The following is a 25,153-nucleotide window of genomic DNA, read 5'->3' as shown; positions in this document are numbered from 1 at the left end:
GAAGGGGCGGCTCAGACTTTGCCTGTGCCGCTGCCGATCTGCCAGACAAAGGGCGGCTCGGTGCCGTTGATACGCCAGTCGCCGACAATGCGCGCCTTGTAGATAAGCGGATTGTGTGATGCCGCTGTCCGCGCATTACGCCAGTGTCGATCCAGCGCCTTGTTGACGCTGACACCTGACGCGCCCAGAGCGTTGAACAGCTCGGTGGCGGCGCGCAGCACCAGTTCCGACACAATCACCTGAGCCTTGGCCGTCTCGATTTCTGCTGCAATGTTGGCGTTTTTTTCCTGCTGTGCATCATTGCCGAAACGTGCCACATAAGCGCGTTGCAACGGCTCTGCGCAACGCAGTGTTGCGGCCTCGGCGGCGTAAACCTGCGCGGCTATCTGACCCACCACTTGCTGCACCTGAGCGTCCTGGCTGACGCTGCCAGCGTTGCCATGGCTGAAGATGCGTTTGCGGTCGCGCACTTCCTGAGCGATGTCGCGTTCGACGGCCCGGCCAATACCTGCCAGAACGGCCAGCAGCACCAGTTGATAAAACGCCGTCTGGTACTTGAAACGCTGCTCGAACGGGATGACATGGGGGGCGGGCAACGGCACATTGTCGTACACCGACGTGCCGCTGCCGGTGGTGCGCTGGCCGAACCCGTCCCAGTCATCACTGTGGCGCACGCCCGCATGCCTGGCGTCGACCACTGCAATCACATCGGCCCCAGTGTCGGCGCGCTGGGCGTAGACGTCGATCCAGTCGGCGAAAATGCTGCCGGTACTGTAAAACTTGGTGCCATTGAGTACGAAGCCATCGCCCTCGGGGGTGACTTTGGTGATCACGTCGCCGATCTTCACCGCGCCGACCTCGGTCCAGCCATTGCCAACCAGATCTCCTGCTACAAAACGCGCAAACCATTTGTCACGGTCCGCGCCGGGTGGTGCATTCAGTCGGTCTTCGACGAACGCGAAATGCGCTCGCAAGGCCTGTGGAATATTCGAATCGGCCTCGGCGAGTTCGATCAGCAACTGAAACAGCTGGCTGACCGAAGCACCTGCGCCGCCATACTCGGTGGGCACACGCACCGCGCCAAAACCGGCTTGCTTGAGCCAGGCAATCGGCTCGTAGGGCAGGGCGCGGGCCTTTTCGCGCTCGACGTTGCCAGCGCCGATCTCACGGAAGATCGGCCTGAATCGGCTGGCCAGAGTTTCGTAATCAGTCCCCAGCGAAAGTGGGTTTGAGCCGGTTGATTGAGTCATGCAGTGCTCCTGGACGCGAAGAAATCGGCACATGGGCCGGGTGACGGTTCGCCTGGGTCTTTGCATGCTTTGTGCCTGAATGTAACGCCATGATTTTCATAGGGTTTATTTTTGTTTGCGGATTTGCCTGTTGTCCCGGCAACAGCGGCGCAACAGCTTGCCTGCAAACCGCACAGCGAGAGGACTCATTCAGAAATTGCAAGTCATTGATATCGATCAGATTGTTCGACTGGCACGCTCGCTGCTATGGCTTCATCGATCCTTTATCGACGGAAGCGCAACATGTCCGATTCATTGCCCCTGGCGTTGCTACAGCAGGTTCACAACCGCGCTGAACAGACGGCCTTGCGTTACAAGCAATTCGGTATCTGGCAGCAGCTTAGCTGGGGCGAGCTGACCACTGACGTCCGGCGCCTGGCCGCTGCCTTGAAAGGCATCGGGTTCGGTGCGCAAGACAACCTGTTCGTTCTCAGCGAGGCAAGGCCCGAAGCGCTGCTGTTGACGCTGGCGGCGCATTGGCTCGGAGGTCGCGTCAGCCTGCTTGATCCGCGTGCGGATAACCGCGCATGGCTGGCAGCCCGGTCTCCGGAGTTTGCAGTGGCGGACGGGCTGCAATCGCTCATACAGCTGCGCACGACCTCATCGGGCATCGTCGTATTGCTGGATAAGCGTGGCCTGAATGAGGCCGACGCCAGCGGGGTGATCGACTACGCCCGATGGTTGAACGGCGCTGCCGGCGACGCTGGCGATCCAGTGCACAGCCCGGCTGTCGCCTTCGTGTTTCCGTCTGGCGACGCGTCGCCGAGCCTGCAATTGGGTCATGTAGAGTTGCTGTCGGACGCAAGGAAAATGGTGCGCCTGCACGGATTTTCCGAGCGCGATCAGGCATTGGCGGCCAGGGTATTTGCCGCCAGCGGGCAGGCGCGCTACCTGCTGGCACCGTGGCTGGTTGCCGGTTTTTGCCTGAATTTCCCCGAGGCACCGGGCACCCGCGACAACGACCGTCGCGAGCTGGGACCCACGCTGGTGCTGGGCACCCGTGAATCCTATGCACGTCTTGAGCTGTGGGCCAGAGAACGCTTGCCGTTGCCGGGCAGTATCAGCCACCGGCTCTATCTATGGTCAATGGCACCTGCTACGGGTGCCATACGACGCTGGCTGGGGCACTGGTTGATTCGCCGCCCGTTGCTGGATGTATTGGGCATGAGCCGGTTGACCAAACCATTGTTGGCAGGCGATGCGCTGACGCCGCAGAGTGAAGCGTTTTTCACTGCGCTGGGCATCAGCCCCGTCAGGCTGGGAGAGGCGAGAGTCAGCCAGCCGGGCGAGCCGGCAGAGCACATGCTGCAAACGCCTGCTCTTCTGAGCATGCCGTCTTGAATGGCCTGGCCCCTGCGGCGCTGCTGGAGCTGGACGATATTTCTTTATCTTTCAAAGGTGTCAAAGCCGTTACCTCGATCAGTTTTGCGGTGGCCACTGGCGAGATCTGCGCGCTGATAGGCCCCAACGGCGCGGGCAAGAGTTCATTGCTCAACGTCATCAATGGCGTGTATCAGGCGCAAAGCGGCTCGATCAGTTATGCCGGTCAGGCCCGTCGCCGAATGCGTCCGCATCAGGCCGCCGAAGCCGGTATAGCCCGGACCTTCCAGAACATCGCCTTGTTCAAGGGCATGAGTGTGCTGGACAACGTATTGACCGGGCGCAATCTCAAGCGGCGCAGTACCTGGTTCGAGCAGATGTTGCGGATCGGTCGGGCACCAGCCGAAGACGACGAGCAGCGCTGGCATGCCGAGCGGGTCATTGAGTTCTTGCGTATCCATCCGTGGCGCCATGCACTGGTGGGCAAGCTTTCCTATGGCCTGCAGAAACGTGTCGAACTGGCCCGCGCGCTTGCAGCGGAACCGCGTTTGCTGCTGCTGGACGAGCCGATGGCCGGGATGAATGCCGAAGAGAAGCACGAGATGAGTCAGTTCATCCGCGACATCAACCGCGAGTTGGGCACCACCGTGGTGCTCATCGAACATGACATCAGCGTGGTAATGGGCCTCAGCGATCATGTGGTGGTACTCGATTACGGTCGCAAGATCGGTGACGGCTCACCGGCGCAGGTCCGTGCCGACCCTCAAGTGATCGCCGCGTATCTCGGCACGCGTCGCTCGTCTGCGGTGAGGAAGCCATAAGCCATGGAGTTCTTTTTCGAAGTGCTGATTGGCGGCCTGCTGGCAGGCGTCATGTATTCGCTGGTGGCGATTGGCTTTGTACTGATCTACAAGGCGTCGGGGGTGTTCAATTTCGCTCAGGGTGCCATGGTGCTGTTCGCGGCACTGACGTTTGTCAGCCTGCTGGAACGCGGCCTGGCATTTTTCTGGGCGTTTCTGGTGACCTTGGCGAGCATGGTGGTGCTGGCGTTGTTGATCGAAAAGACGGTCCTGCGCCCACTGGTCAACCGTCCGCCGATCATCCTGTTCATGGCCACCCTCGGGCTGTCTTACATGATCGAAGGCCTGGCTCAGGCGTTATGGGGTGCGCAGGTTCACGGCCTGGAGCTGGGCATCCCTGACGAGCCACTGGAAATTCGCGGCATGCTGCTCTCGCAGTTCGACCTGTTTGCCGCGGGGACGGCTGCGGTGCTGGTGATTGCCCTGTCGTTGCTGTTCAACCGTACCCGGATAGGCCTGTCGTTGCGTGCCGTGGCGGACGACCCGCTGGCCTCGCTGGCGGTGGGTATCCGTCTGCCACGCATCTGGGCGGTGGTCTGGGCCGTGGCCGGGTTTGTCGGGCTGGTGGCCGGGCTGCTTTGGGGCGCGCGGCTGGGGGTGCAGTTTTCCCTGTCACTGGTGGTGCTTAAAGCGCTGCCGGTATTGATCATCGGCGGGTTTTCCTCGATTGGCGGCGCCATTGTCGGCGGTCTGATCATCGGTGCGGCCGAGAAACTGGCCGAGATTTACCTGGGGCCGATCATCGGCAGCGGTATCGAAAACTGGGTGCCGTATGTGCTGGCGCTGTTGTTTCTGCTGGTTCGTCCTGCCGGCCTGTTCGGCGAGCGGGCGATAGAGCGCGTCTGACTTTCATCAAGGATCAATGCCATGCTTTATCGAGAAACCGCACAACTGGCGAGTCGCTACGCGGATGAACGCCGGGTGTTTCGTCTGCGCCAGGACCGCATCGGGCTCTGGGGCCTGTTGGCATTCGCTTTCATCGCAGTGCCGTTGCTGGGTAACGATTACTGGTTCAGCGCGATCCTGATTCCGTTTCTGGTGCTGTCGCTGGCGGGGCTGGGGTTGAACCTGTTGACCGGTTACGCCGGGCAATTATCGCTGAGCTCGGCTGCGTTCATGGCGGTGGGTGCTTTTGCTGCCTATAACCTGCAACTGCGGGTGCCGGGCATGCCGTTGCTGCTCGGTTTTGCGCTGGGTGGGCTGGTGTCTGCGCTGGTGGCGTTGCTGTTCGGGCTGCCCAGCCTGCGAATCAAGGGTTTCTACCTGCTGGTCTCGACACTCGCCGCGCAGTTTGTGGTCGAGTGGGTGTTGACCCGTTTCAGTTGGTTCACCAATGACAATGCGTCCGGCGTGATCACCTCGCCGCCACTGATGATCGCCGGGGCGAGCTTCAGCTCGCCGCAAGGCCGTTATCTGTTGACGCTGGGGCTGGTGGTGGTGCTGTTCTGGCTGGCCAGAAATCTGCTGCGTGGCGAGCTGGGCCGCAACTGGATGGCCGTGCGTGATATGGACACTGCTGCTGCGGTGATCGGCATCCGCCTGTTCAAAGCCAAGTTACTGGCGTTCGCTATCAGCGGTTTCTACCTGGGAATTGCCGGCTCGCTGTGGGCGTTCGCTTATCTGGGCACCGTCGAGCCGCATGGTTTTGACCTCAGCCGGTCGTTCCAGATTCTGTTCATCATCATTATCGGCGGGCTGGGAAGTGTGCAGGGCAACTTCTTCGGCGCGGCGTTCATCGTGCTGTTCCCGATTCTGCTCGGCAACCTCAGCGCCTTGCTGCCGGTTGGCCTGATCGACTCCGGGCAACTGGAAAACATTCAGAAGATGCTTTTCGGCGCCTTGATCATCGCTTTTCTGATGAAGGAGCCCGAAGGGCTGGCGCGTCTCTGGCAGCGCTTTCGTCAGCGCGCGCGCGTCTGGCCGCTGCGCTATTGACCGGTTACTCACCCACAAAAACCTCGTATACCTCAAGGAATACGCCTATGAAACACCGAAAATCCCTGTTGCGTCTGGCCCTCGGTCTGGCCCTGCTGGGGGGCGGCCTGGTCACTACTGCACAGGCTGCCAATGAGCAGTATTTCCCGCTGCAGAGCTACCGGGTTGGCCCTTACGCCGCGGGCGGCACCGGTTTTTTCGGTGGTTTCATCGACTACCTGCAATACGTCAATGCCAACGGCGGGGTCAATGGCGTCAAGTTGACCTGGTCGGAGTGCGAAACCGAATACGTGGTGGAGAAGGGCGTCGAGTGCTACGAGCGGCTCAAGGGAGGGCTCAACGGTGCTCCGGCGGCGGCGACCAACCCGCTTTCCGTAGGCATCGCCTACGCCACGCTGGAACGCTCCACTGCCGACAAGCTACCGCTGATCACCATCAACCACGGGCGCACGGATTCCACAGACGGCAGTGTCTTTCCCTATGTGTTTCCACTGCAGTTGAACCCGTATTCGGAAGTGTCGGCCATCGTCAATTACATCGGTCAGCGTGAAGGCGGCCTGGCGTCGCTCAAGGGCAAGAAAATCGCGGTGCTGTATCACGGCTCGCCGTATGGCAAGGAAACCAATGGCGTGCTGGAAACCCTGGCAAAAAACTACGGCTTCGAGCTGACCACTCTGGAAGTACCGCACCCCGGTAACGAACAGCAATCGCAATGGCTGAACATTCGTCGCCTCAAGCCCGACTGGGTGATCCTGCGTGGTTGGGGGGTGATGAATCCGGTGGCACTGAAGTCGGCGCAGAAGGTTGGTTTTCCGGTTGATCACATCATTGGCAATATCTGGAGCAATTCCGAGGAAGACGTGATTCCTGCCGGTGCAGCCGCCAAGGGCTTCATTTCGATCACCACGCACCCCTCCGGCACCAACTTCCCGGTGCTGCAAGGCATCAAGACGGCGGTGCTCGACAAGGGCCAGGGCAATCTGACGGACCCCAAACGCTTCGGCACTGTGTATTACAACCTCGGGGTGGTAAACGGCATTCTTAACGTCGAAGCGCTGCGCATTGCGCAGGCTCGATTCGGCAACACACCACTGACCGGTGAGCAGGTGCGCTGGGGGTTCGAGCACTTGAACCTAGACGACGCACGCTTGCAGGCGCTCGGCGCCAAAGGCCTAGTGCAGCCATTGAAACTGTCGTGCTCTGACCATGAAGGCGGCGGTGCGGTGCGCTTCCAGCAATGGGACGGCCAGCGCTGGAACCTGATCAGCGACTGGATACAGGCCGATCGTGCCTTGTTAAGGCCCATCATCGAGGCATCGGCTTCTCAATACGCCAGGGAAAAAGGCATCACCCCGCGCGATTGCACCCAGGAGCAGTGACCTGATGACGCTTATCCCGCCTGCCTCTTCCTCTGCCGAGACCCTTTTGTCGGTGGAGCAGATCGAGGTGTTTTACGAGCAATCCATCCTCGCGTTGCGTGGGATCAGTCTGCAGGTTCGGCAGGGCCAGATCGTGGCCTTGCTGGGCGCCAATGGCGCGGGCAAAAGCACCACGCTCAAGGCCATTTCCAGCCTAGTGCAGGCCGAGCGGGGTGAGGTAGTCAGTGGCTGTATTCACTATCTTGGCCAGCCAGTCACCCGTTCCGATCCGTCGGCACTGGTCAGAAAAGGGCTGGCACAGGTGCTGGAAGGTCGCCATTGCTTCACCCACTTGAGCGTCGAGCAGAACCTGGTGATCGGTGCATTCGTGTCGCGGCCTTCACGGGCAGAGCTCAAGGCCAGGCTGGAACAGGTTTATGACTACTTCCCCAGGTTGCGTCTGCTGCGCAAGCGCCTGACCGGCTACACGTCAGGCGGCGAGCAGCAAATGGTCGCCATTGGCCGGGCATTGATGTCTCAGCCTCGATTGCTGCTGCTTGATGAGCCTTCCATGGGTCTGGCACCGCAGGTCGTCGAAGAGATTTTCGACACCCTGGCACGGCTCAATCGTGAAGAGGGCCTGAGCCTGCTGGTGGCCGAGCAGAACATCAATCTGACGCTGGAATACGCGCATTTTGGCTATGTGCTGGAGAACGGCCGGGTGGTGGACTCAGGAACAGCAGAGCAACTGGCCGGTCGCGAGGATATCCAGAACTTCTACCTGGGCGCGGCGGCTGAAGCGTGAATGGGGCGTCTCGAGGTAATGCTGTTCGTCCAGCAACAGTGTTCGGACATTTTGCTCTGCGTGGCACCGACGCTAATCAGGATTTAAATGCAACCCTATGTTTTGAATAGAAAATAATTTACGGCACGGGCTGTGCACTGTTCAAGGTCAAGCGTGTTGAGTGTTTTCAACCTGTCGCCAACGAGCAGGAGCCAGTCCATGAGTAACCTACCCTCAATCCCCCTTGCAGCGCCGCTCAGGGCGCACGTCATCAGTTCCGATGCCGAAGCCATTGAAGTCGCCAGAGCACTGGCCAGCCAGTTTGCCGAGGAGGCGTCGCTACGTGACCGCGAACGCCGTCTGCCGGTCGCCGAGCTGGATGCGTTTTCTGCCAGCGGCCTGTGGGCTATTACGGTACCCAAGGCTTACGGCGGCGCAGGCGTTTCCTACGTCACTGTCGCGGAGGTGATCAAGATCATTTCTGCCGCCGACTCTTCGCTCGGGCAGATCCCGCAGAACCATCTGGGCGTGCTCGATATCCTGTTGCAGACCGGCACCGAAGAGCAAAAGCGCAACTACTTCGGCAAAGCGCTGGCCGGCTACCGTTTCGGCAATGCGTTTTCCGAGTCGAAAAGCAAAAACGCCGGAGCCTTCCAGACCCGTATCCGCTTCGATGGCGAGCACGCGGTGCTGGACGGTGAGAAGTTTTACTGCACCGGCGCGTTGTTCGCGCACATTGTGCCCGTGGCGGGGGTCAACGAGCAGAATCAGGCTTTTATTGCCTTCGTCGAGCGCGACAATCCGGGGCTGACGATCATCGACAACTGGGACGGCTTCGGTCAGCGTACCACCGCCAGCGGCGGGGCAGTACTGAACGCCGTCCGCGTGCCGTCGAGCGCGGTGATACCTGCGCACCGGGCATTCGATGAGCCAACCGCCGACGGGCCGATTTCGCAGATCATTCAGGCGGCGGTGGACACCGGCATCGCGCATGGCGCTTTCGAAGAAACCCTCAAGCACGCGCGGCTGGCGCGGCCCTGGATCGACAGCAAGCAGGATTTCGGCTGGCAGGACCCGTTCAGCATCGCCACCATCGGTGACTTGCAGTGGCGGCTGCACGGCACCGATGCGATCCTCGCCAAAGCGGGGCAGGCCATCGACCATGCGCTTGCCGAGCCGAGTGAATCCAGCGTCGCGCGCGCCTCGGTGATCGTCGCCCAGGCCAAGGTGCTGTCGGCACAGATCGCTTTGCTTGCCAGTAGCCAGCTGTTCGAACTGGCCGGTACACGCTCGGTGCTGGGCAAACTCAATCTTGACCGTTACTGGCGCAATGCGCGCACCCACACCCTGCATGACCCGGCACGCTGGAAATATCACCTGATCGGCAATCAGGTGCTCAACGGTATTGCACCGCCACGCCATGCCTGGAACTGATCAAGGAGTATGCCCATGACGCATCCCGCTATTACCGCACAACTGGCGGTCGCCGCCGAAGACCTTGGGCTGGCGCGCCAGGGCCTGCAAGACACCCTCGATTACCTGCTTGAGCAAGGGCGGCCATGGGCGCTCAGTGACCTGCAGCGCATTGTTGATGACCCCTATGTGATCAGCAAAGTCGGGGATCTGCAGATTCGCCTGGATGTTGCTGCGGCGCTGCTGGAACGCGCGCAGAGGCTGGAGGCCTCGCCCGAGCAGCGCTTGATTGCCAGCAGCGAGGCGGTTATCGCCAGTGCCGATGCCCTGCAGGCGGTTGGCAATATTCAGTATGAATTGACCGGCCAGCGTCCGCCATCGCCAGCCCGTAGCGAGCGTGAGCCGCTACGCTGGCACTATCAGGTCATCGGCAATCAACGCCTCAACGGCGTCGTTCCGCCGCAGCTTCAGGAGTAAGTGTATGCCTCGTCAAATTCGCCTCAACGCCTTCGATATGAACTGCGTCGGCCATCAATCGCCTGGTCTTTGGGCTCATCCTCGTGATCGCTCCTGGCAGTACAAGGACCTGGAATACTGGACCGATCTGGCCAGAATCCTTGAGCGCGGCAAGTTCGACGAGTTGTTCATTGCCGACGTGCTGGGCATTTACGATGTTTATCGCGGTAACGGTGAGGCGGCCATTCGCCAGGCCACGCAGGTGCCGGTCAATGATCCGTTGCAGCTTATTCCGCCCATGGCGCTTGTGACCGAGCACCTGGGTTTCGGTCTGACCGCGTCGCTGTCGTTCGAACACCCCTATCCGTTTGCCCGTCGTCTATCGACGCTGGATCACCTGACCAAGGGCCGTGCCGGCTGGAACATCGTCACTTCGTACCTGGAAAGCGGTGCGAAGAATCTGGGGCAGAAAACCCTTACCGAACACGACGCGCGCTACGACTACGCCGAAGAGTATCTGGAGGTGTGTTACAAGCTCTGGGAAGGCAGCTGGGAGGAGGGCGCGATCCTGCGTGACCGGGAGCGTCGGGTATTCAGTGACCCGAGCAAGATTCACGAGATTCGCCACGTCGGCAAACACTTCCAGGTGCCCGGCATCCATTTGTGCGAGCCGTCGCCGCAACGCACGCCGGTTCTCTATCAGGCCGGCGCTTCAAGCCGCGGCAAGCAGTTCGCCGCCGAGCACGCCGAGTGCGTTTTTGTTGCTGCGCCTTCCAGGGTACTGCTGAAAAAGACCGTGGCCGATATTCGCCGTCGCACCGCAGAGGCCGGTCGCGATCCGTCCAAAGTGCTGATTTTCAACTTGCAGACGGTGATCCTTGGCGAAACGGACACCAAGGCCAAGGCCAAATTCGAGGAATACAAAAGCTGGGTCAGTTATGACGGCGCGATGGCATTGATTTCCGGCTGGACCGGTATCGACTTCAGCCAGTTCAAGCCCGACGAACCGCTTCGGCATGTGCATACCAACGCCATTCAGTCGGCAGTCGAAACCTTTTCCACTGCCGACCCGAACACGGTATGGACGCCGCAGGCGCTGGCCGATTGGGTCGGTATCGGCGGCTTCGGCCCGTTGTTTGTCGGCAGCCCGGAAACCGTGGCCGACCTGCTGCAGGAGTGGGTTGAAGAAACCGACGTGGACGGCTTCAACCTGGCCTACGCGCTGACCCATGAAACGTTCATTGATGCGGTGGACCTGCTGGTGCCGGAGCTCCAGAAACGCGGCGTCTACAAGACCGAGTACGCCAAAGGCACCCTGCGCGAGAAACTGTTCGGCGAAGGGCCTCGCCTTGACGCAGGGCATCCGGGCGCTGCCTTTCGCGACTTGGCTGCACTGCATCGCGCTCGCCAGACGGAGAGTGCCTGAAGTGTGATGACTGTCCTTGCGCAGGCGGCGCAGCGCAGATTTGTGACGCGGAGCGTCACGACAGGCATTCCCACGCTGGAGCGCGAGGAACGATCATCGCAGCTATCGTATGTCGCTCTGCGTCGCATGCCGCTCTGGACGCTCCGCGCCCGATGTTCGGTGCTCGGAACGGCATGGATGATGATGTGGGCTAAGCGCTATGACGGTCACAGCTCCAGCTTGTAGCCCACGCCATAAAGCGACTGGATCGGATCATGGCCAGGGCAGGCCTGTTCCAGTTTGCGGCGCAGGTTACGGATGTGGCTGTCCACGGTGCGGTCGGTCACTACACGATGATCCGAGTAGAGCCTGTCCAGCAGATGGTCGCGGGAAAACACCCGACCCGGTGCGCGGGCGAAGGTGGCCAGCAGACGCAGTTCGACCGGAGTCAGGTCCAGGCTGACACCATTGAACGAGGCCTGATAGTGTGCCTCGTCCACCTGTAACCCCTTGGTCGCATGCGGGCCGGCTGAAGAGGTACGACGCAGTATTGCCTTGACGCGAGCGACCATTTCACGCGGGCTGAACGGTTTGCAAATGTAGTCGTCCGCGCCGAGATCCAGGCCCAGCAAACGGTCGATTTCCTCGACTCGTGCGGTGATCATGACAATGGGTACGGCGCTGAAACTGCGCAGTTCCCTGCAGATGTCCATGCCATCACGACCGGGCAGCATGATGTCGAGCAGGATCAGTTGTGGCGCGTTCGCTCTGACGGCGGGCACAACGTCCAGCCCATTACTCAGGCAGTGGGTCGAATACCCGGCCGCAATCAGGTAGTCGCGCATCAGCGATGCCAGCTTGGGCTCGTCTTCGACAATGAGAATAGGTGTTTCAAGGCTTGTAGCGGTCATGGTCGCAGGTGTCCGGGCAGGCACAGGGTCAGCCAGAGGCCACCGGTGGGCGAGTGGTCGGCGCTGAGGCCGCCGCCGTGGGCGAGGGCGATGCTGTGACAGATCGCCAGCCCCAGACCCGCACCGCCGCTGGCGCGGTTGCGCGATGTTTCACCGCGATAGAAGCGTTCGAACAATCGTGGCAGTTGCTCGGGATCGACGCCGGGGCCGGAATCCATGACGTCCACACGCACTTGATCACCTCGCAGGCTGGCACGCACCCGCACCGAGCCGCCGGCATCGGTGTAGCGCACCGAGTTTTCCAGCAGGTTGCTGATCAACTGTTGCAGGCGGCCTGGGTCTGCGTGTACCGACAAGGGTTGAGTCGCAAGTTCCAGTTGCAAACCCAATTGACGCGCGGCGCAACGCTCCTCGAACATCTCAGTGATGTTTGTCAGCAACTCTGCGAGGTCACAGTCGACCTTGCGGTAGGTCAGGGCGCCCACATCCGCCAGCGACAATTCGTAGAGATCATCCACCAGCTTGCTGAGCATGCCGACTTCACCCTGTAGCGACTTCATCGATGCCTGATCCAGGGTGCGCACGCCGTCCTCGATGGCTTCCAGTTCGCCACGCAGTACTGACAGCGGGGTGCGCAGCTCATGGGAGACATCGGCCATGAATTCCCGGCGCATCTTTTCATTGCGCTCCAGGGTATAGGCCAATTGATTGAAGTCGCGAGCCAACTGGCCTACCTCGTCGTTGGAGGAAACCGCCACGCGGCTGCTGTATTCCCCTGCGGCGAGCCGATGGGTCGCCGCGGCAACACGTTTGACCGGGTCGAGCAGCGTGCGGGCAATCCACCAGGCAATCAGCACGGCTAGCAGCAGCGACAGCACACCCATCGCCAGGCTGGCACGCAACTGGTACTGCTGAAAGCGCTCGCCGCCCGCTTCACTGACGCTTTGAAAGGGTGTGACGGCCAGCCAGCCCACGATTTTGCCGGCGACTTCCACCGGGCGCATGAACTCATCGTCATGCACGCCCGGAAACCCCATTACGAGGTTCTTCTGCGCATCCAGCAGGGCGATGCGAAACACTGCGCCAGTCAGATCGGAAGTGGGTGGCGTGGCCAGTCCGGGAATGGCGAAGTCCTGCGCGGGCTCCGGGCGCATCACCTCAAACCAGCGATCCTTGTTGTCACGCATGAACTCCCAACTGCCTTCGCGAGCATAGGCAGCGGCCAGGCGTGGCAGGACCGGCGACATGCGCTGCATGGCCTGTTCGTTGAGATAGCCGAGAAAGCCACGGGCAAAACTCCAGTTCGCGGTCAGACCCATGATCAGGATCACTGACAGCACGCTGGCCAGTACCGCGACAAACAGTTTGGTGGAGATGCTCGATTTCATGAAGGCTCGGGTTTTCCCTGAAGACGGCGTCCATTTAGGCCTTCGTGACCGCAAGTTTCAAGTCAACACAGCAATCTTCAATTTTCCTGCACATTTGCCTCGCACTCTGACGTCAGGCTTTCGCCACAACGTCCTGAGGCAATCATGTTGAGCAAGATTTTCGCCAAATACCTGATGACGGTGACCTTTGTCATCTACGCAGCCCTTACCAGTGTTCTGAGCGGTTGTTCAGGGGATGATTCGCCGCCCGCTGCGCCAAAACCGACTGTGTCAGTCATCACTGTCCAGCCGCGCAACCAGGCGCTGGCCACCGAGCTGGCGGGGCGCACTCAAGCGTTCATGGTCGCCGAGATACGGCCTCAGGTCAGTGGCATCGTTCAGCAGCGGCTGTTCGTCGAGGGTGCTGACGTCAAGGCCGGTCAGCCTTTGTATCAACTCGACAGCGCGACTTACCAGGCTGCGCTGGCAGAGTCACTGGCCACGCTCGCCAAGTCCCGTGCCACGCTCAAATCGGCGCAGGCGACCGCCAAGCGAGATATAGGGCTGGCAAAGATAGACGCCATCAGCCAGCAGGATAAAGAAGACGCCGAAGCCAGTGTGCTGACCGCCGCCGCCGAGGTAAAAGTGGCGCAGGCCGATGTGCAGACTGCGCGTATCAACCTGGCTTACACACGTATTACTGCGCCCATCAGTGGCCGTATCGAGACCTCGACCGTCACCCCCGGTGCATTGGTGGTGGCCCAACAGGACACGGCGCTGACCACGGTTCAGCAACTGGACCCGATTTACGTCGATGTCACGCAGTCCACCACCGAGTTGCTGCGCCTCAAGCGCGACCTGGCCAGCGGCAAGCTGCAAACCAACGGCGATGGTGAAGCCCGGATCACCCTCAAGCTGGATGACGGCAGCACTTATAACCATGACGGCCGCCTGCAATTCAGTGGCGTCAGCGTCAATGAAGGCACCGGTACCGTGACGCTGCGTGCCAGCTTCGCCAATCCGGAGCGGCTGTTGCTGCCCGGCATGTACGTGGTGGCGGTGCTGGAGCAGGCGCAGGATCACAACGCGATCCTGATTCCGCAAAAGGCCGTCAGCCGCAGTGCCAGCGGCCAGACCACCGTGTTACTGGTAGTCGACGGCAAGATCGAGCAGCGGGTGATCAGTGTCGATCGCACGGTGGGCAACCAGTGGTGGGTGAGCAGCGGGCTCGAGGCCAATGAGCAGGTGGTGGTCGAGGGCGGTCAGAAAACGCCGGTGGGCACCGAGGTGACTGTTCAAAACGCCGACACCCCGAATTCGCCATCGCCGAGCGGCACTGTCGCTGCCACTGATGTGAAGGAGCGCTGAACATGGCTCGTTTCTTCATTGATCGGCCCATCTTCGCCTGGGTCATTGCCATCTGCATCATGTTCGCCGGTGCTTTGTCCATCAGTCAGTTGTCACTCGAGCAATACCCCAATATCGCGCCGCCGACGGTAAAAATCTCCGCCACCTACACTGGCGCATCGGCCAAGACCGTCGAAGACTCCGTCACTCAGGTCATCGAGCAGCAAATGAAAGGGCTCGACAGGCTGACTTATATGTCTGCCTCCAGCAGCTCGGCAGGTAGCGCGAGCATCAGCCTGACCTTCGCCGCAGGCACCGACCCTGATGTGGCGCAGATGCAGGTGCAGAACAAACTGCAGCAGGCCGAATCGCGCCTGCCGCAGAGTGTGCAGAGCGAAGGCTTGACGGTGACCAAGGGCAGTTCCGACTTTCTGATGCTGGTCGCCCTGGCCTCTGACAACGAAAGCGTGACCGGTACGCAGATCGGTGATTACATTTCCAGCACGCTGCTCGATCAGCTCAGCCGGGTAGATGGCGTCGGCGACGTGCAGACGCTGGGTTCGGGATACGCGATGCGTATCTGGCTGGACCCGGCCAGGCTGGAGAAGTACGCACTGATGCCCTCCGACATCAGCTCGGCCCTGGAGGCGCAGAACACCGAAGTCTCTGCAGGCCAGTTGGGAGCATTACCTGCGGTTGAAGGCCAGCAACTGAATGCGACTATCAGCGCTCGCAGCAAGCTGCAGACGCCCGAGCAGTTCGAGAAGGTGGTCGTCAAGTCTTCCAGCGACGGTGCTGTCGTGCTGCTGAGCGATGTGGCGCGGGTAGAACTGGGCAGCGAAAGCTATGACATCAACTCTGCACTCAACGGCAGGCCAGCGGCGGCGATGGGCATTCAACTGGCGTCCGGCGCGAATGCGCTGAGCGTCGGTGAAGCGATCAAGGCCAAACTGAAGGAGCTGGAACCGTTTTACCCTGCGCAGATGCAACTGAAAACGGTCATTGCCTATGACACGACGCCCTTCGTCAGCCTGTCGATCAGGGAAGTGGTGAAGTCGCTGGGCGAGGCAATCGGGCTGGTTGTGCTGATCATGTTCCTGTTCATGCAGAACCTGCGCGCTACCCTGATTCCCGCGATCACCGTACCGGTGGTGCTGCTGGGCACGTTCGGTGTGCTGGCACTGTTTGGTTATTCGATCAATACCCTGACCATGTTTGCGATGGTTCTGGCTATCGGGCTGCTGGTCGACGATGCCATTGTGGTGGTGGAAAACGTCGAGCGGGTCATGGGCGAAGAGCACCTGAGCCCGCTGAAGGCAACCCGCAAATCGATGGATGAGATTACCAGCGCGCTGATCGGCATCGCCCTCGTGCTGAGTGCGGTATTCATTCCAATGGCCTTTTTCAGTGGTTCCACCGGGATCATCTATCGGCAGTTTTCAGTGACCATCGTTTCGGCCATGCTGCTTTCGGTACTGGTTGCGATGACCCTGACACCGGCGTTGTGCGCAACGATGCTCAAAGCCTCTGATGCTCAGTTGCATGCACGACGGGGTGGCTTTTTCGGCTGGTTCAACCGCACTTTCGACCGTAGCGCCGACCGTTATCAGCGAGGTGTGAGTGGTGTGATCAAGCATCGCGGACGGGCTGTGCTGGTATACGTACTGGTGCTGGTGGCTATGGCGGTGGGTTATGTCAGCCTGCCCACGTCGTTTTTGCCTGATGAGGACCAGGGCGCGCTGATGGCGCAGATTCAGCTGCCGGTCGGCGCTACCGACAGCCGTACGCAGGCGGTGATGAGGCAGTTCGAGACCTACATGCTCAAACAGCCTGAAGTCGAGGCGTTGATCAGCATCTCGGGGCTCGGGATGGGTGGCAACAGCCAGAACACCGCCAGGGCGTTCATCAAGCTCAAAGACTGGAGCGAGCGTTCTGGCAAGGGGCAGGGCGCAGCGCAGGTGGCGCAGCGGGCGACTCTGGCGCTGGCAAGCATTGGCGACGCCAGCGTGTTTGTCATGCAGCCGCCTGCGGTGCGCGGGCTGGGGCAGAGCTCGGGTTTCGATGTGCAACTCAAGGACCTCGGCGGTGTGGGACATGAGGCGCTGGTCGCGGCACGCGAGCAGTTTATCGACCTGGCGAGGAGGAACCCGAGCATGCTGGGCGTGCGCAGCAACGGCCTGGACGACACGCCGCAGTTGAAAGTGACCATCGACGACCGCAAGGCCGGTGCGCTGAGCCTGTCCACCAGTGATATCAACTCGACCCTGTCCACTGCGCTGGGCGGCAGCTATATCAATGACTTCCTCAATCAGGGGCGAGTGAAGAAAGTCTATGTGCAGGGCGAGGCCACCTCGCGCATGCAATCGGCCGACCTGGATCATTGGTTCGTGCGCAACAGCAATGACGAAATGGTCCCGTTCTCGTCGTTTGCCCGCAGCAGCTGGAGCTACGGCTCGCCATTGCTGGAACGCTACAACGGCAATTCGTCGCTTGAAGTGGTGGGTGATCCAGCGCCGGGTGTCAGCTCGGGGACGGCAATGGATGCCGTTGAAGCAATCATCAAGCAGCTTCCCGAAGGCATCGGTTACGAGTGGACCGGACAGTCCTACCAACTGCGTTTGTCCGGTGCTCAGGCACCCATGCTCTACGCGGTTTCAGTGCTGTTCGTGTTCCTCTGTCTGGCAGCCTTGTATGAAAGCTGGTCGGTTCCGTTTTCGGTCATGCTCGTGGTGCCGCTGGGCGTGGTCGGCGCGGTTCTGGCGACGCGGCTCAGCGGTTTGAGCAATGACGTGTACTTTCAGGTCGGGCTGTTGACCACAGTGGGCCTGGCGGCAAAAAACGCAATTCTGATCGTCGAGTTTGCCAAGCACCTTCAGGAACAGGGGAAAAGCCTGCATGAAGCCACCCTGATTGCTGCCCGGCAACGCCTGCGCCCGATTCTTATGACTTCGCTGGCGTTCATGTTCGGTGTACTGCCGTTGGCCCTCAGCACCGGCGCAGGTTCGGCTGGGCGCAATGCAATCGGCACTGGCGTGCTGGGTGGCATGTTCAGCGCTACCGTGCTGGGGATTTTTCTGGTGCCGCTGTTCTTCGTCGAAGTCCGTCGCCGCTTCAGTCGTTCTTCAGGCAATGCTGCGGTTGCCCGACCCACATCTACAGGTGAAGCATGATGCGTCTTTTGTGGCCTTTGCTGGCTTTTACGGCGCTGCTTACCGGCTGCGTCAATCTGGCGCCTGACTACCAGCGCCCTGAAGCACCGGTCCCGCGCCAGTGGCTGCCGGCGACTGCCGGCAAACCAGCTGCGTCAGCCAGTGTTCCCACGGATATCGAGTGGCAAAACTTTTTCACCGACAAGCGCCTGGTGCGCCTGCAAACTCTGGCGTTGGAGAACAACCGCGACCTGCGCCTGGCCAGCCTCAATGTCGAAAAAGCGCAGGCTCAGTACCGCATCGAACGTGCCGCGAGCCTGCCGACCCTTGATGCCAGTGGCAGCGGCACCCACACGCGCACACCGTCGTCGACTTCCATGAGCGGAGGGTCTTCGATCAGCCACGAGTACAGCGCGCAGCTTGGTTTGAGCAGCTATGAGCTGGATGTCTTCGGGCGCATCCAGAACCTTCAGGACGAAGCGCTCGAGGATTACCTGGCCTTGACCGAAACACGGCGCAGCACACAGATCAGCCTGATCGCCGAAGTGGCGACCGGCTGGTTGACCCTGGCCGCCGACAACCAGCTTTTGAAGCTGGCTGAGGATACGCTGGCCAGTCAGCAGCAGAGCTACGACCTCACCAGAAGCAGCCATGCGCTGGGCGGTTCTTCAGGGCTGGAAGTGGCCCAGGCGCAGACAACGGTCGAATCGGCGAGGGGCGACGTGGCGCAATATAAAAGTCAGATTCTCCAGGACCGTAACGCCCTGCGTCTGCTGGTGGGCAGCGATCTACCCGAAGAGCTTCTGCCCGATGCCGACCTGCAATCGGTGACGCATTTGGTGCAGGTGCCGGATGGCCTGCCTTCCAGCCTCCTGCAACGTCGCCCGGATGTGTTGAGTGCCGAGCACACGCTCAAAGCAGCGAACATCGACATTGGCGCAGCGCGTGCAGCGTTCTTCCCCAGCATCACCCTGACCGCCAGTGCAGGCTCTTCCAGCTCCAGCCTGTCGGGTCTGTTCAAGTCCGGAACCGGTGCGTGGAGCTTTGCGCCAGGCATCAGCGTGCCAATTTTCGACGGGGGAGCCAATAAGGCCACGCTTGACTCGGCCAGGGTCGAGAACCGGATACAGATTCAGACCTATCAGCAGACGATCCAGACCGCATTCAAGGAAGTGGCCGATGCGCTGGCGGTGCGCAGCACGCTGGATGATCGGGTTGCTGCGCAGCAGGCCTATACCGATGCCAGCCGCAAGAGCTATGAATTGGCCGATGCATTGTATCGTGGCGGTTCGCAAAGTTACCTGGAAGCACTTGAGTCACAGCGTTCACTGTACAGCGCCGAGCAGGAGCTGATTTCCCTGCGCCTGACTGAGCAGAGCAACAGGGTAACGCTCTACAAGGTCATGGGCGGCGGATGGAATCCGGGGTGATTTTTTCTACTAGCCTTTGAATAATCGCCAGGCTTAAACGTTTTACCCTTACCTGCAGTGCGGTCATTTTTGTGCTCGCACGGTGGTTTTGATCCTTCATGAACAGGAGTTCTCATGAAACCCTCCCAGCCGAAGTACGCGCGCGCTCTGTTGTTGCTGGTCACTTCCCTCACGATTCAGACGTCGGCTCAGGCACGCACGCCGTCCTCTGCAACGACCGACAATATTGCCCGGCTTGCAGTGGTCAAGCCGGTCGGCGCGTGCTCTGCACTGGCCGACGTGGACCTCAACGATATCGGCGGGCAGGGCAGTCGGGTGCTGACAGCCAGCGAATCGTCCCGGGACGGCGTGGCAGTGTGTGCCGTGGAGGGGCGTCTGGCACCGGAGATCGGTTTCAGGCTTGAGCTGCCAACCGCTGCCTGGCAACAGCGCTATTTGCAAGTCGGCTGCGGTGGGCTGTGTGGCAACATCAACTCGACTGTGCGCGCCGCTGACGGCTGCACGCCTTTGAATACCGGTGCGTTCGCAGTGGCGTCCACCGACATGGGGCATCGTGCGGCAGACAACCATTTTGGCGACGACCCGCAGAAACGCGCCGATTTTGCCCATCGCGGCGTTCATCTCACGGCGCTGGCGTCGAAGAAACTGATCATGGCGTTCTATGGCCGCAAAGCCGAATACGCCTACTTCAGTGGCTGCTCGGATGGCGGCCGTGAGGCATTGATCGAAGCCCAGCGTTATCCGGAAGATTTCGACGGCATCATTGCCGGGGCTCCTGCGCTCAACTTTCAGGTACAGAAAACGCTCTATCACGGCTGGATGGCCCGCTCCAACAGAGGGTCGGATGGCAAGCCGATCCTTTTCGCCTCCCGATTGCCGTTGTTGCACAAGGCCGTACTCGATCAGTGCGATGTGCTGGACGGGCAGATCGACGGCCTTATTGCGGACCCGCGCATCTGCCACTTCGACCCCGCGGTGTTGCAATGCAAAGCTTCTGCCGACAATGCCAACTGCCTGAGCGCAGAGGAAGTGGCCACCGTCAGACGTTTCTACGAAGGGCCTAAAGACGCCGTCAGCGGCGCACGGTTGACCATGGGCGGCCCTCAGCCGGGCTCGGAACTGGCCTGGGCGGGCGTGTTCGTGCCAGTGAGCGCCGATCAGACCGTTTACAGCGAGACGGCTGCACGGGAAGCCATTGGCAATGTGGTGTTCGAGAAAAACCCTGGTGCAGATTTCGATCTGAATGCGCTGAACTTCGACAAGAAAACCTTTGATCAACTACGCCCGCTGCATACGCTGTACGACGCTACCAACCCTGATCTGTCGCGATTCGCCAGTCGCGGCGGCAAGCTGATTCTCTGGCACGGCTGGTCCGACCCGAACATCTCGCCGCTCAATACCCTCGCGTACCACGAGGCGGTCGAAGCGCAGATGGGCAAGAGCCGCACCGAGGCATTCTCGCGGCTATACATGTTGCCCGGCGTCTATCACTGCGGCGGCGGGGAGGGGCCAAGCCTGATTGATCTGCTGACGCCGATCATGACCTGGGTCGAGAAAAGCCAGGCACCGGATGCCATCGTCACCCGACAGGCAGGGCCCGAGAAGGCTGGCAACAGGCAGAGACCACTTCGTGAGGCACTGCCTGCATCCATGGTGAAGGAAAACGTAGGTAACCGAGGGCGTACCCGCATGGTTTTCCCTTACCCGTTCATGGCCGAGTATGACCACAAGGGCTACTCGAAAAACGCAAACAGCTACCAGCGTGCCCAACCATTGACCACGGATAAAACACCCCAATGGATGGGGTCGGACTTTTTTCGTCCCTATGCTCCTCTTGAGCGACAGACGGAATAACGAGTACGTCTACGCGCAGGGCGAATTATTTTCTCCTCGTTCTTGACATGGCATGCGAAGCAGTACAGAATTGCGTCCATTCCTGAGCGAGGAATTGAAAAAAACCCTTTAGATTCAATGGGTTGAAAGCCCAAGAAATATTGGCTTCCCGCTAAATCAAAATGCGTTTGATGTTTAAGTGAAGCATCTTTCGTTTGAGGCCGAGTAGCAAAATGGTTATGCAGCGGATTGCAAATCCGCCTACGCCGGTTCGATTCCGACCTCGGCCTCCACTATTCAAAGCCCCGCAGATTAACGTCTGCGGGGTTTTTTATTGGATGCGGGAAAGTGAGGGGTTCCGAAACCAGAATTCGGCTATTTAAAGCGGCTTGCGTTGATGTAGCCGTATTGGTTTTGCTGATAAATCGTATAGGGCAGGAGCAATGTATCCGCGATGCCTGATACGCCCATGTCCAGTAGAACCCACGCAGGTTCACCGCTCTTCTGATAAGGGCTACTCGGTTTTGGCTCGGCGTTCAGTTCACAGAAATCGAGCATAACCCCACCGTAGACTCGTGGAATGGATGAGCAATGTGATTTCCAGTCAGTGAGTTTTTCACCTGCTACGGAATCGGGTCTGAACGTCGTGTTGATCGTTCCACATCCCGTCAAGGCAAGCACTAGCGCCATCACCCACATGCTATGGGGTTTCAACTGAAACCTGCCTGACTCTTTTTGCTCTGCGAAGCCTGGGCTCATAACAACGCTCCTTGTATTTGATTGCGTTTAGGACGCCAGTTCAGGCGCGCGAGACACACGCTCTTTACTGGCGTGTGACCGATGCGCAGTTCTTCCTTGATACATACAGCACGATTATTGCTTGGCAAGGCTATCCAGCCCGTCAGGCTAAATCGAGGTATGTAGCATGAGCAAACCCCTTGTCCGGTGGCCGATCAACCCGCGTAGAACGGCTGTCATCGTCGTAGACATGCAAAAAGTCTTTTGTGAGCCCACCGGGGCGTTGTATGTGGAAAGTACAGCGGATATCGTCCTGCCTGTCCGGAATCTGCTGCTGGCCGCACGGGCTGCCGGGATGATGGTGGTTTACCTTCGCCATATCGTACGCGGTGATGGTTCGGACACCGGGCGCATGCGTGACCTTTATCCGAATGTGGACCAGATCCTCGCACGGCATGATCCGGACGTTGAGATCATCGAGGCGCTCGCGCCTCAGTCGGGTGATGTGATTGTCGACAAGCTGTTTTACAGCGGCTTTCACAATACGGACCTGGACACCGTGCTGCGTGCGCGGGATGTCGACACGATCATCGTCTGCGGTACGGTTACCAATGTGTGTTGTGAAACCACGATCAGGGACGGCGTGCACCGTGAGTACAAGGTCATCGCCCTGAGCGACGCCAATGCTGCGATGGACTACCCCGATGTGGGGTTCGGTGCTGTTTCAGCCGAAGAGGTTCAGAGAATATCGCTAACGACGATTGCCTATGAATTCGGCGAGGTTACCACGACCGCAGACGTCATCCGGCGCATTGAAAGTGCATAAGAAAACCCGTTCGAGTGTGCGCAGTTCTGGCTCGTTTTTCAGTACCTGCGCATTCAAACCATGCGTTCTGTTTCAGACCGTTTGATCTGGCTTGAACGCTCGTAACAGCTAACTGTTTGTATGATTTATGAATTCTTCCAGTGGCATGATTTCTGCTCCTGTCTCGCTGACCTTCACCTTTGCCGGTGAGACTTTCCCGCACTGTGTCAGCAAGAGGAAGCAGCCGTATGACTCTGCAATATGTGCCCATTATCGACCTGGCCCCGTATTTTTCAGGAGAACCGGACGGCAAGGCAGCCGTGGCTCAGGCAGTCAATCAGGCGTGCAAGGACATTGGTTTTCTGGTCATCACCGAACATCAGATTTCCGGAGAGCTTGTAGATCGGGTCTCGCAGTTAACTCGTCAGTTTTTTGATTTACCGCTCGCGGAAAAACGCAAAGTGGATCGTCCCAGCCCCGAGATGGTGCGCGGTTACAGCGCTGTTGCCGAGGAGAGCCTGTCGTATTCTCTGGAAGAAAGTGCGCCTGGGGATCTCAAAGAGTCTTTCTCCATCGGGCCGAGCAATGTGCCGGATGAAGATTATTATCACAATGCCCAAGCAGGGTCGCACTTCGCCCCGAATGTCTGGCCTGCCGACGCGTTGCTACCCGGATTCAAAGCGGCTTACCAGGCTTATTTCGAACTGGCTCAGTCGTTGATGCGCCTGTTTGCGTTGGCATTGGAGCTGGACGAATGTTTTTTCGATGACAAGATTGACCGGCATATCAGCATGTTCCGTAGCCTGAGTTACCCGGACATCATGACCGAAGTCGAGGCCGGCCAGTTACGCGCCAGTGCGCACACCGACTACGGCAGCCTGACCATCGTGCGCCCCGACAACGCGCTGGGCGGCTTGCAAGTGCGCAATCGGCAGGGCGAATGGGTCGATGTGCCGTATGTCGAGAATGGTTTTGTGGTGAACATTGGCGATCTGATGATGCAGTGGACCAACGACCAGTGGATTTCCACCTTGCATCGAGTAGTCAACCCGCCGATGACCAGCGAGCAGGACAACCGTCGGCAGTCGCTGGTGTTTTTCCATCAGCCCAACTACGACACCTTGATCGAGTGTCTGCCAGGTTGCCTGTTGCCTGGCACAACGCCTCGGCATGCGCCGGTTACGTCAGGCGATCATTTGCTGTCCAAGTTCGTCAAGCAGACCACCTTTGGCGGCAGCAAGGTGGCCTGATATGAACTCACTGTCTTACGTCAACGTGTTCGCGCAGGACATCGTCCGCCTGAGCACCTTTTACTCGAACCTGTTCGGCTTTCGCGAAATCGAGGCCATCAGGTCACCGATCTTTCGCGGACTGGACACAGGCAAGTCCTGCATTGGTTTCAACGCACTGGATGCGTACGAGCTGCTTGGCCTGGAAGCGTTTGCAGGCAGCACGGGGTGCAGGTTCTTGCTCAACATCGACGTGTCCGAACAAGCCGAGGTAGACCGACTGGTGCCGCTGGCAGTGGCGCAGGGCGCGAAACTGATCAAGGAACCGTACTTGACCTATTACAACTGGTATCAGGCGGTGTTGCTGGACCCTGAGGGAAACATTTTTCGGATTAACTATATGCTTTGAACGCCGCCTTTTTGGAGCACGGTTGAGGCGTGCGTCGTGACGTGAAACACGGCCCTATCAGAGTCTGGAGAATAACGTCTACTGTCTGAACTGTTAGGTCGTCTACTGGAGAAAATGCGCTTCAATTAATGAACAGGCCTGGTGTGCCTGCTGAATAATTGAGGATATGGATATGAGCAATCTTGATAGCAATCAGGACAGGCACGGACGCGTTATCAGTCCCGCAACTCGTGGCTCGCAACTAATGGACCTGGGGGTCCTTGGGGAGTGGCAAGACAATGAACTGGAGGGAGGAAAGAACTTTCCGTCGACTGAGGCAGGAGATTTCCCTGGCTATCCGACCGACACGAAGAGCAACACGCCGCCGGCGGACGGCGTTATTCTAAGTGGAGGCAAGGCTGATGATGCACGCAAGTATGTAAACTACACGGACCAGGAGTTCGGCGACGAATTCAAAAAACTCAATCCCGGCAAAGAAGTGGCCGGGTGGAAACGTCATGACGTCGCGGCCGGTGCAGACTTGCGCGTTGAATGGAAATATGCCGCACCTCATGTTACACGTGGCTATCTGGGGTTCATCACCAAGGACGGTTGGGATGAAACTACCCGCATCACACGTGATCACCTTGAGTCAGAACCTTTTTACGAGGACCTGTACACTCAGGTACCGTTCGACCAGCACAAAGACGAGCTAAAGGCCAAGACAGCTCTCACCGTTAAATTACCGTCTGGCAAACAAGGGCATCACATCGTCCTTCTTCTGTGGATCATCGCCGATACGGGGGCTGCTTTTTACCAGACGTTTGATGTTGATTTCAAATGACGTATTGATTTTCAATAGTCGGCTATATTTTTGCGCTCGGTAAAGTTGCGGCTTTTCGTCTTGTCAGTATTCGCATTCGAGGTAAATTTTACGTGCAGGTGAAGGGGGGCTAGACCTGCAATAGCTCATCGCAATGAGTGGTGTAAAACTATTTCCGGATACCGGGCGTAACAAGGGCCTACGCACATAAAGCACGTAAGCCCTTGATTTGTATGTGGTGCCCCGAGCCGGGGTCGAACCGGCACGTCCAAAGGACGAGGGATTTTAAGTCCGTAAATTTATCCTTAATAAA

At 59.3% G+C, this 25,153-nt stretch carries 21 protein-coding genes and 1 tRNA gene; 18 read left to right on the top strand and 4 right to left on the bottom strand.

Going from position 1 to position 25,153, the window contains the following annotated elements:
* Positions 1 to 11 precede the first annotated feature (11 nt).
* The gene (locus ALO80_RS07810; RefSeq protein WP_055008549.1) at positions 12 to 1,250 is read right to left on the bottom strand and encodes an acyl-CoA dehydrogenase family protein; all 1,239 of its coding nucleotides are present in this window, start codon (positions 1,248 to 1,250) and stop codon (positions 12 to 14) included.
* Between the two features lie 282 nt (positions 1,251 to 1,532).
* On the opposite strand from ALO80_RS07810, the gene ALO80_RS07805 reads away from it, so the two are divergent.
* From ALO80_RS07805 to ALO80_RS07765, 9 genes are all read left to right on the top strand, one after another.
* Positions 1,533 to 2,630: an AMP-binding protein gene (locus ALO80_RS07805; RefSeq protein ID WP_055008548.1), complete on the top strand. Its 1,098-nt coding sequence runs from the start codon at positions 1,533 to 1,535 to the stop codon at positions 2,628 to 2,630.
* A 5-nt stretch (positions 2,631 to 2,635) separates the two neighbouring features.
* A complete protein-coding gene (locus ALO80_RS07800) occupies positions 2,636 to 3,430 on the top strand; it encodes an ABC transporter ATP-binding protein (protein ID WP_055008590.1) in 795 nt (264 codons plus the stop codon).
* A gap of 3 nt (positions 3,431 to 3,433) precedes the next feature.
* A complete protein-coding gene (locus tag ALO80_RS07795) occupies positions 3,434 to 4,315 on the top strand; it encodes a branched-chain amino acid ABC transporter permease (protein ID WP_055008547.1) in 882 nt (293 codons plus the stop codon).
* Positions 4,316 to 4,336: 21 nt separating this feature from the next.
* Positions 4,337 to 5,404: a branched-chain amino acid ABC transporter permease gene (locus ALO80_RS07790; RefSeq protein ID WP_055008546.1), complete on the top strand. Its 1,068-nt coding sequence runs from the start codon at positions 4,337 to 4,339 to the stop codon at positions 5,402 to 5,404.
* 47 nt (positions 5,405 to 5,451) lie between these two features.
* Entirely contained in the window at positions 5,452 to 6,783 is a 1,332-nt protein-coding gene (locus ALO80_RS07785) for an ABC transporter substrate-binding protein (protein WP_055008545.1), read from the top strand.
* Between the two features lie 4 nt (positions 6,784 to 6,787).
* Entirely contained in the window at positions 6,788 to 7,567 is a 780-nt protein-coding gene (locus ALO80_RS07780) for an ABC transporter ATP-binding protein (RefSeq protein WP_055008544.1), read from the top strand.
* Between the two features lie 198 nt (positions 7,568 to 7,765).
* Entirely contained in the window at positions 7,766 to 8,980 is a 1,215-nt protein-coding gene (locus ALO80_RS07775; protein ID WP_055008543.1) for an SfnB family sulfur acquisition oxidoreductase, read from the top strand.
* A gap of 15 nt (positions 8,981 to 8,995) precedes the next feature.
* On the top strand, positions 8,996 to 9,436 hold the full coding sequence (locus tag ALO80_RS07770) for an acyl-CoA dehydrogenase (RefSeq protein ID WP_055008542.1): 441 nt from the start codon (positions 8,996 to 8,998) through the stop codon (positions 9,434 to 9,436).
* 4 nt (positions 9,437 to 9,440) lie between these two features.
* Positions 9,441 to 10,841 carry an LLM class flavin-dependent oxidoreductase gene (locus tag ALO80_RS07765; RefSeq protein ID WP_055008541.1) on the top strand — a complete coding sequence of 467 codons (1,401 nt, stop codon included), beginning with the start codon at positions 9,441 to 9,443 and terminating at the stop codon, positions 10,839 to 10,841.
* 206 nt (positions 10,842 to 11,047) lie between these two features.
* On the opposite strand, the gene ALO80_RS07760 is transcribed toward ALO80_RS07765, so the two are convergent.
* On the bottom strand, positions 11,048 to 11,731 hold the full coding sequence (locus ALO80_RS07760) for a response regulator (protein WP_055008540.1): 684 nt from the start codon (positions 11,729 to 11,731) through the stop codon (positions 11,048 to 11,050).
* Positions 11,728 to 13,119 carry a sensor histidine kinase efflux regulator BaeS gene (baeS, locus tag ALO80_RS07755; protein ID WP_055008539.1) on the bottom strand — a complete coding sequence of 464 codons (1,392 nt, stop codon included), beginning with the start codon at positions 13,117 to 13,119 and terminating at the stop codon, positions 11,728 to 11,730. Before baeS ends, ALO80_RS07760 begins: the two co-directional genes overlap by 4 nt.
* 144 nt (positions 13,120 to 13,263) lie before the next feature.
* Between baeS and ALO80_RS07750 the strand changes: the two genes are divergently transcribed.
* The 5 genes from ALO80_RS07750 (at position 13,264) to ALO80_RS07730 (ending at position 21,150) form a co-directional block, all read left to right on the top strand.
* Positions 13,264 to 14,466 carry an efflux RND transporter periplasmic adaptor subunit gene (locus tag ALO80_RS07750; protein WP_055008538.1) on the top strand — a complete coding sequence of 401 codons (1,203 nt, stop codon included), beginning with the start codon at positions 13,264 to 13,266 and terminating at the stop codon, positions 14,464 to 14,466.
* Between the two features lie 2 nt (positions 14,467 to 14,468).
* The gene (locus ALO80_RS07745; RefSeq protein WP_055008537.1) at positions 14,469 to 17,615 is read left to right on the top strand and encodes an efflux RND transporter permease subunit; all 3,147 of its coding nucleotides are present in this window, start codon (positions 14,469 to 14,471) and stop codon (positions 17,613 to 17,615) included.
* Positions 17,615 to 19,024 (top strand): efflux transporter outer membrane subunit, encoded by a 1,410-nt coding sequence (locus ALO80_RS07740; protein ID WP_055008536.1) that lies wholly within the window; start codon positions 17,615 to 17,617, stop codon positions 19,022 to 19,024. Before ALO80_RS07745 ends, ALO80_RS07740 begins: the two co-directional genes overlap by 1 nt.
* Before the next feature lie 114 nt (positions 19,025 to 19,138).
* The gene (locus tag ALO80_RS07735) at positions 19,139 to 20,878 is read left to right on the top strand and encodes a tannase/feruloyl esterase family alpha/beta hydrolase (protein WP_055008535.1); all 1,740 of its coding nucleotides are present in this window, start codon (positions 19,139 to 19,141) and stop codon (positions 20,876 to 20,878) included.
* A 198-nt stretch (positions 20,879 to 21,076) separates the two neighbouring features.
* Positions 21,077 to 21,150, top strand: a tRNA-Cys gene (locus tag ALO80_RS07730).
* Between the two features lie 82 nt (positions 21,151 to 21,232).
* Here the strand turns inward: ALO80_RS07730 and ALO80_RS07725 are convergent.
* On the bottom strand, positions 21,233 to 21,616 hold the full coding sequence (locus ALO80_RS07725) for a YceK/YidQ family lipoprotein (RefSeq protein WP_055008534.1): 384 nt from the start codon (positions 21,614 to 21,616) through the stop codon (positions 21,233 to 21,235).
* Between the two features lie 166 nt (positions 21,617 to 21,782).
* Here ALO80_RS07725 and ALO80_RS07720 point away from each other — a divergent pair, with 166 nt between their 5' ends.
* From ALO80_RS07720 to ALO80_RS07705, 4 genes are all read left to right on the top strand, one after another.
* Positions 21,783 to 22,421, top strand: a complete 639-nt coding sequence (locus ALO80_RS07720) for an isochorismatase family cysteine hydrolase (protein ID WP_055008533.1) — start codon at positions 21,783 to 21,785, stop codon at positions 22,419 to 22,421.
* A 227-nt stretch (positions 22,422 to 22,648) separates the two neighbouring features.
* Complete coding sequence (locus ALO80_RS07715) at positions 22,649 to 23,650, top strand: isopenicillin N synthase family dioxygenase (protein WP_055008532.1); 1,002 nt, start codon at positions 22,649 to 22,651, stop codon at positions 23,648 to 23,650.
* Between the two features lies 1 nt (position 23,651).
* Positions 23,652 to 24,038 (top strand): VOC family protein, encoded by a 387-nt coding sequence (locus ALO80_RS07710; protein WP_055008531.1) that lies wholly within the window; start codon positions 23,652 to 23,654, stop codon positions 24,036 to 24,038.
* A 172-nt stretch (positions 24,039 to 24,210) separates the two neighbouring features.
* A complete protein-coding gene (locus ALO80_RS07705; protein WP_083493191.1) occupies positions 24,211 to 24,861 on the top strand; it encodes a lytic polysaccharide monooxygenase auxiliary activity family 9 protein in 651 nt (216 codons plus the stop codon).
* Positions 24,862 to 25,153 lie beyond the last annotated feature (292 nt).

The sequence above is a fragment of the Pseudomonas caricapapayae genome (assembly GCF_001400735.1).
GTDB classification, from domain to species: domain Bacteria; phylum Pseudomonadota; class Gammaproteobacteria; order Pseudomonadales; family Pseudomonadaceae; genus Aquipseudomonas; species Aquipseudomonas caricapapayae.
The sequence above is the reverse complement of the archived record's forward strand: the minus strand, read 5'-3'. Positions and strand labels throughout refer to the sequence as shown.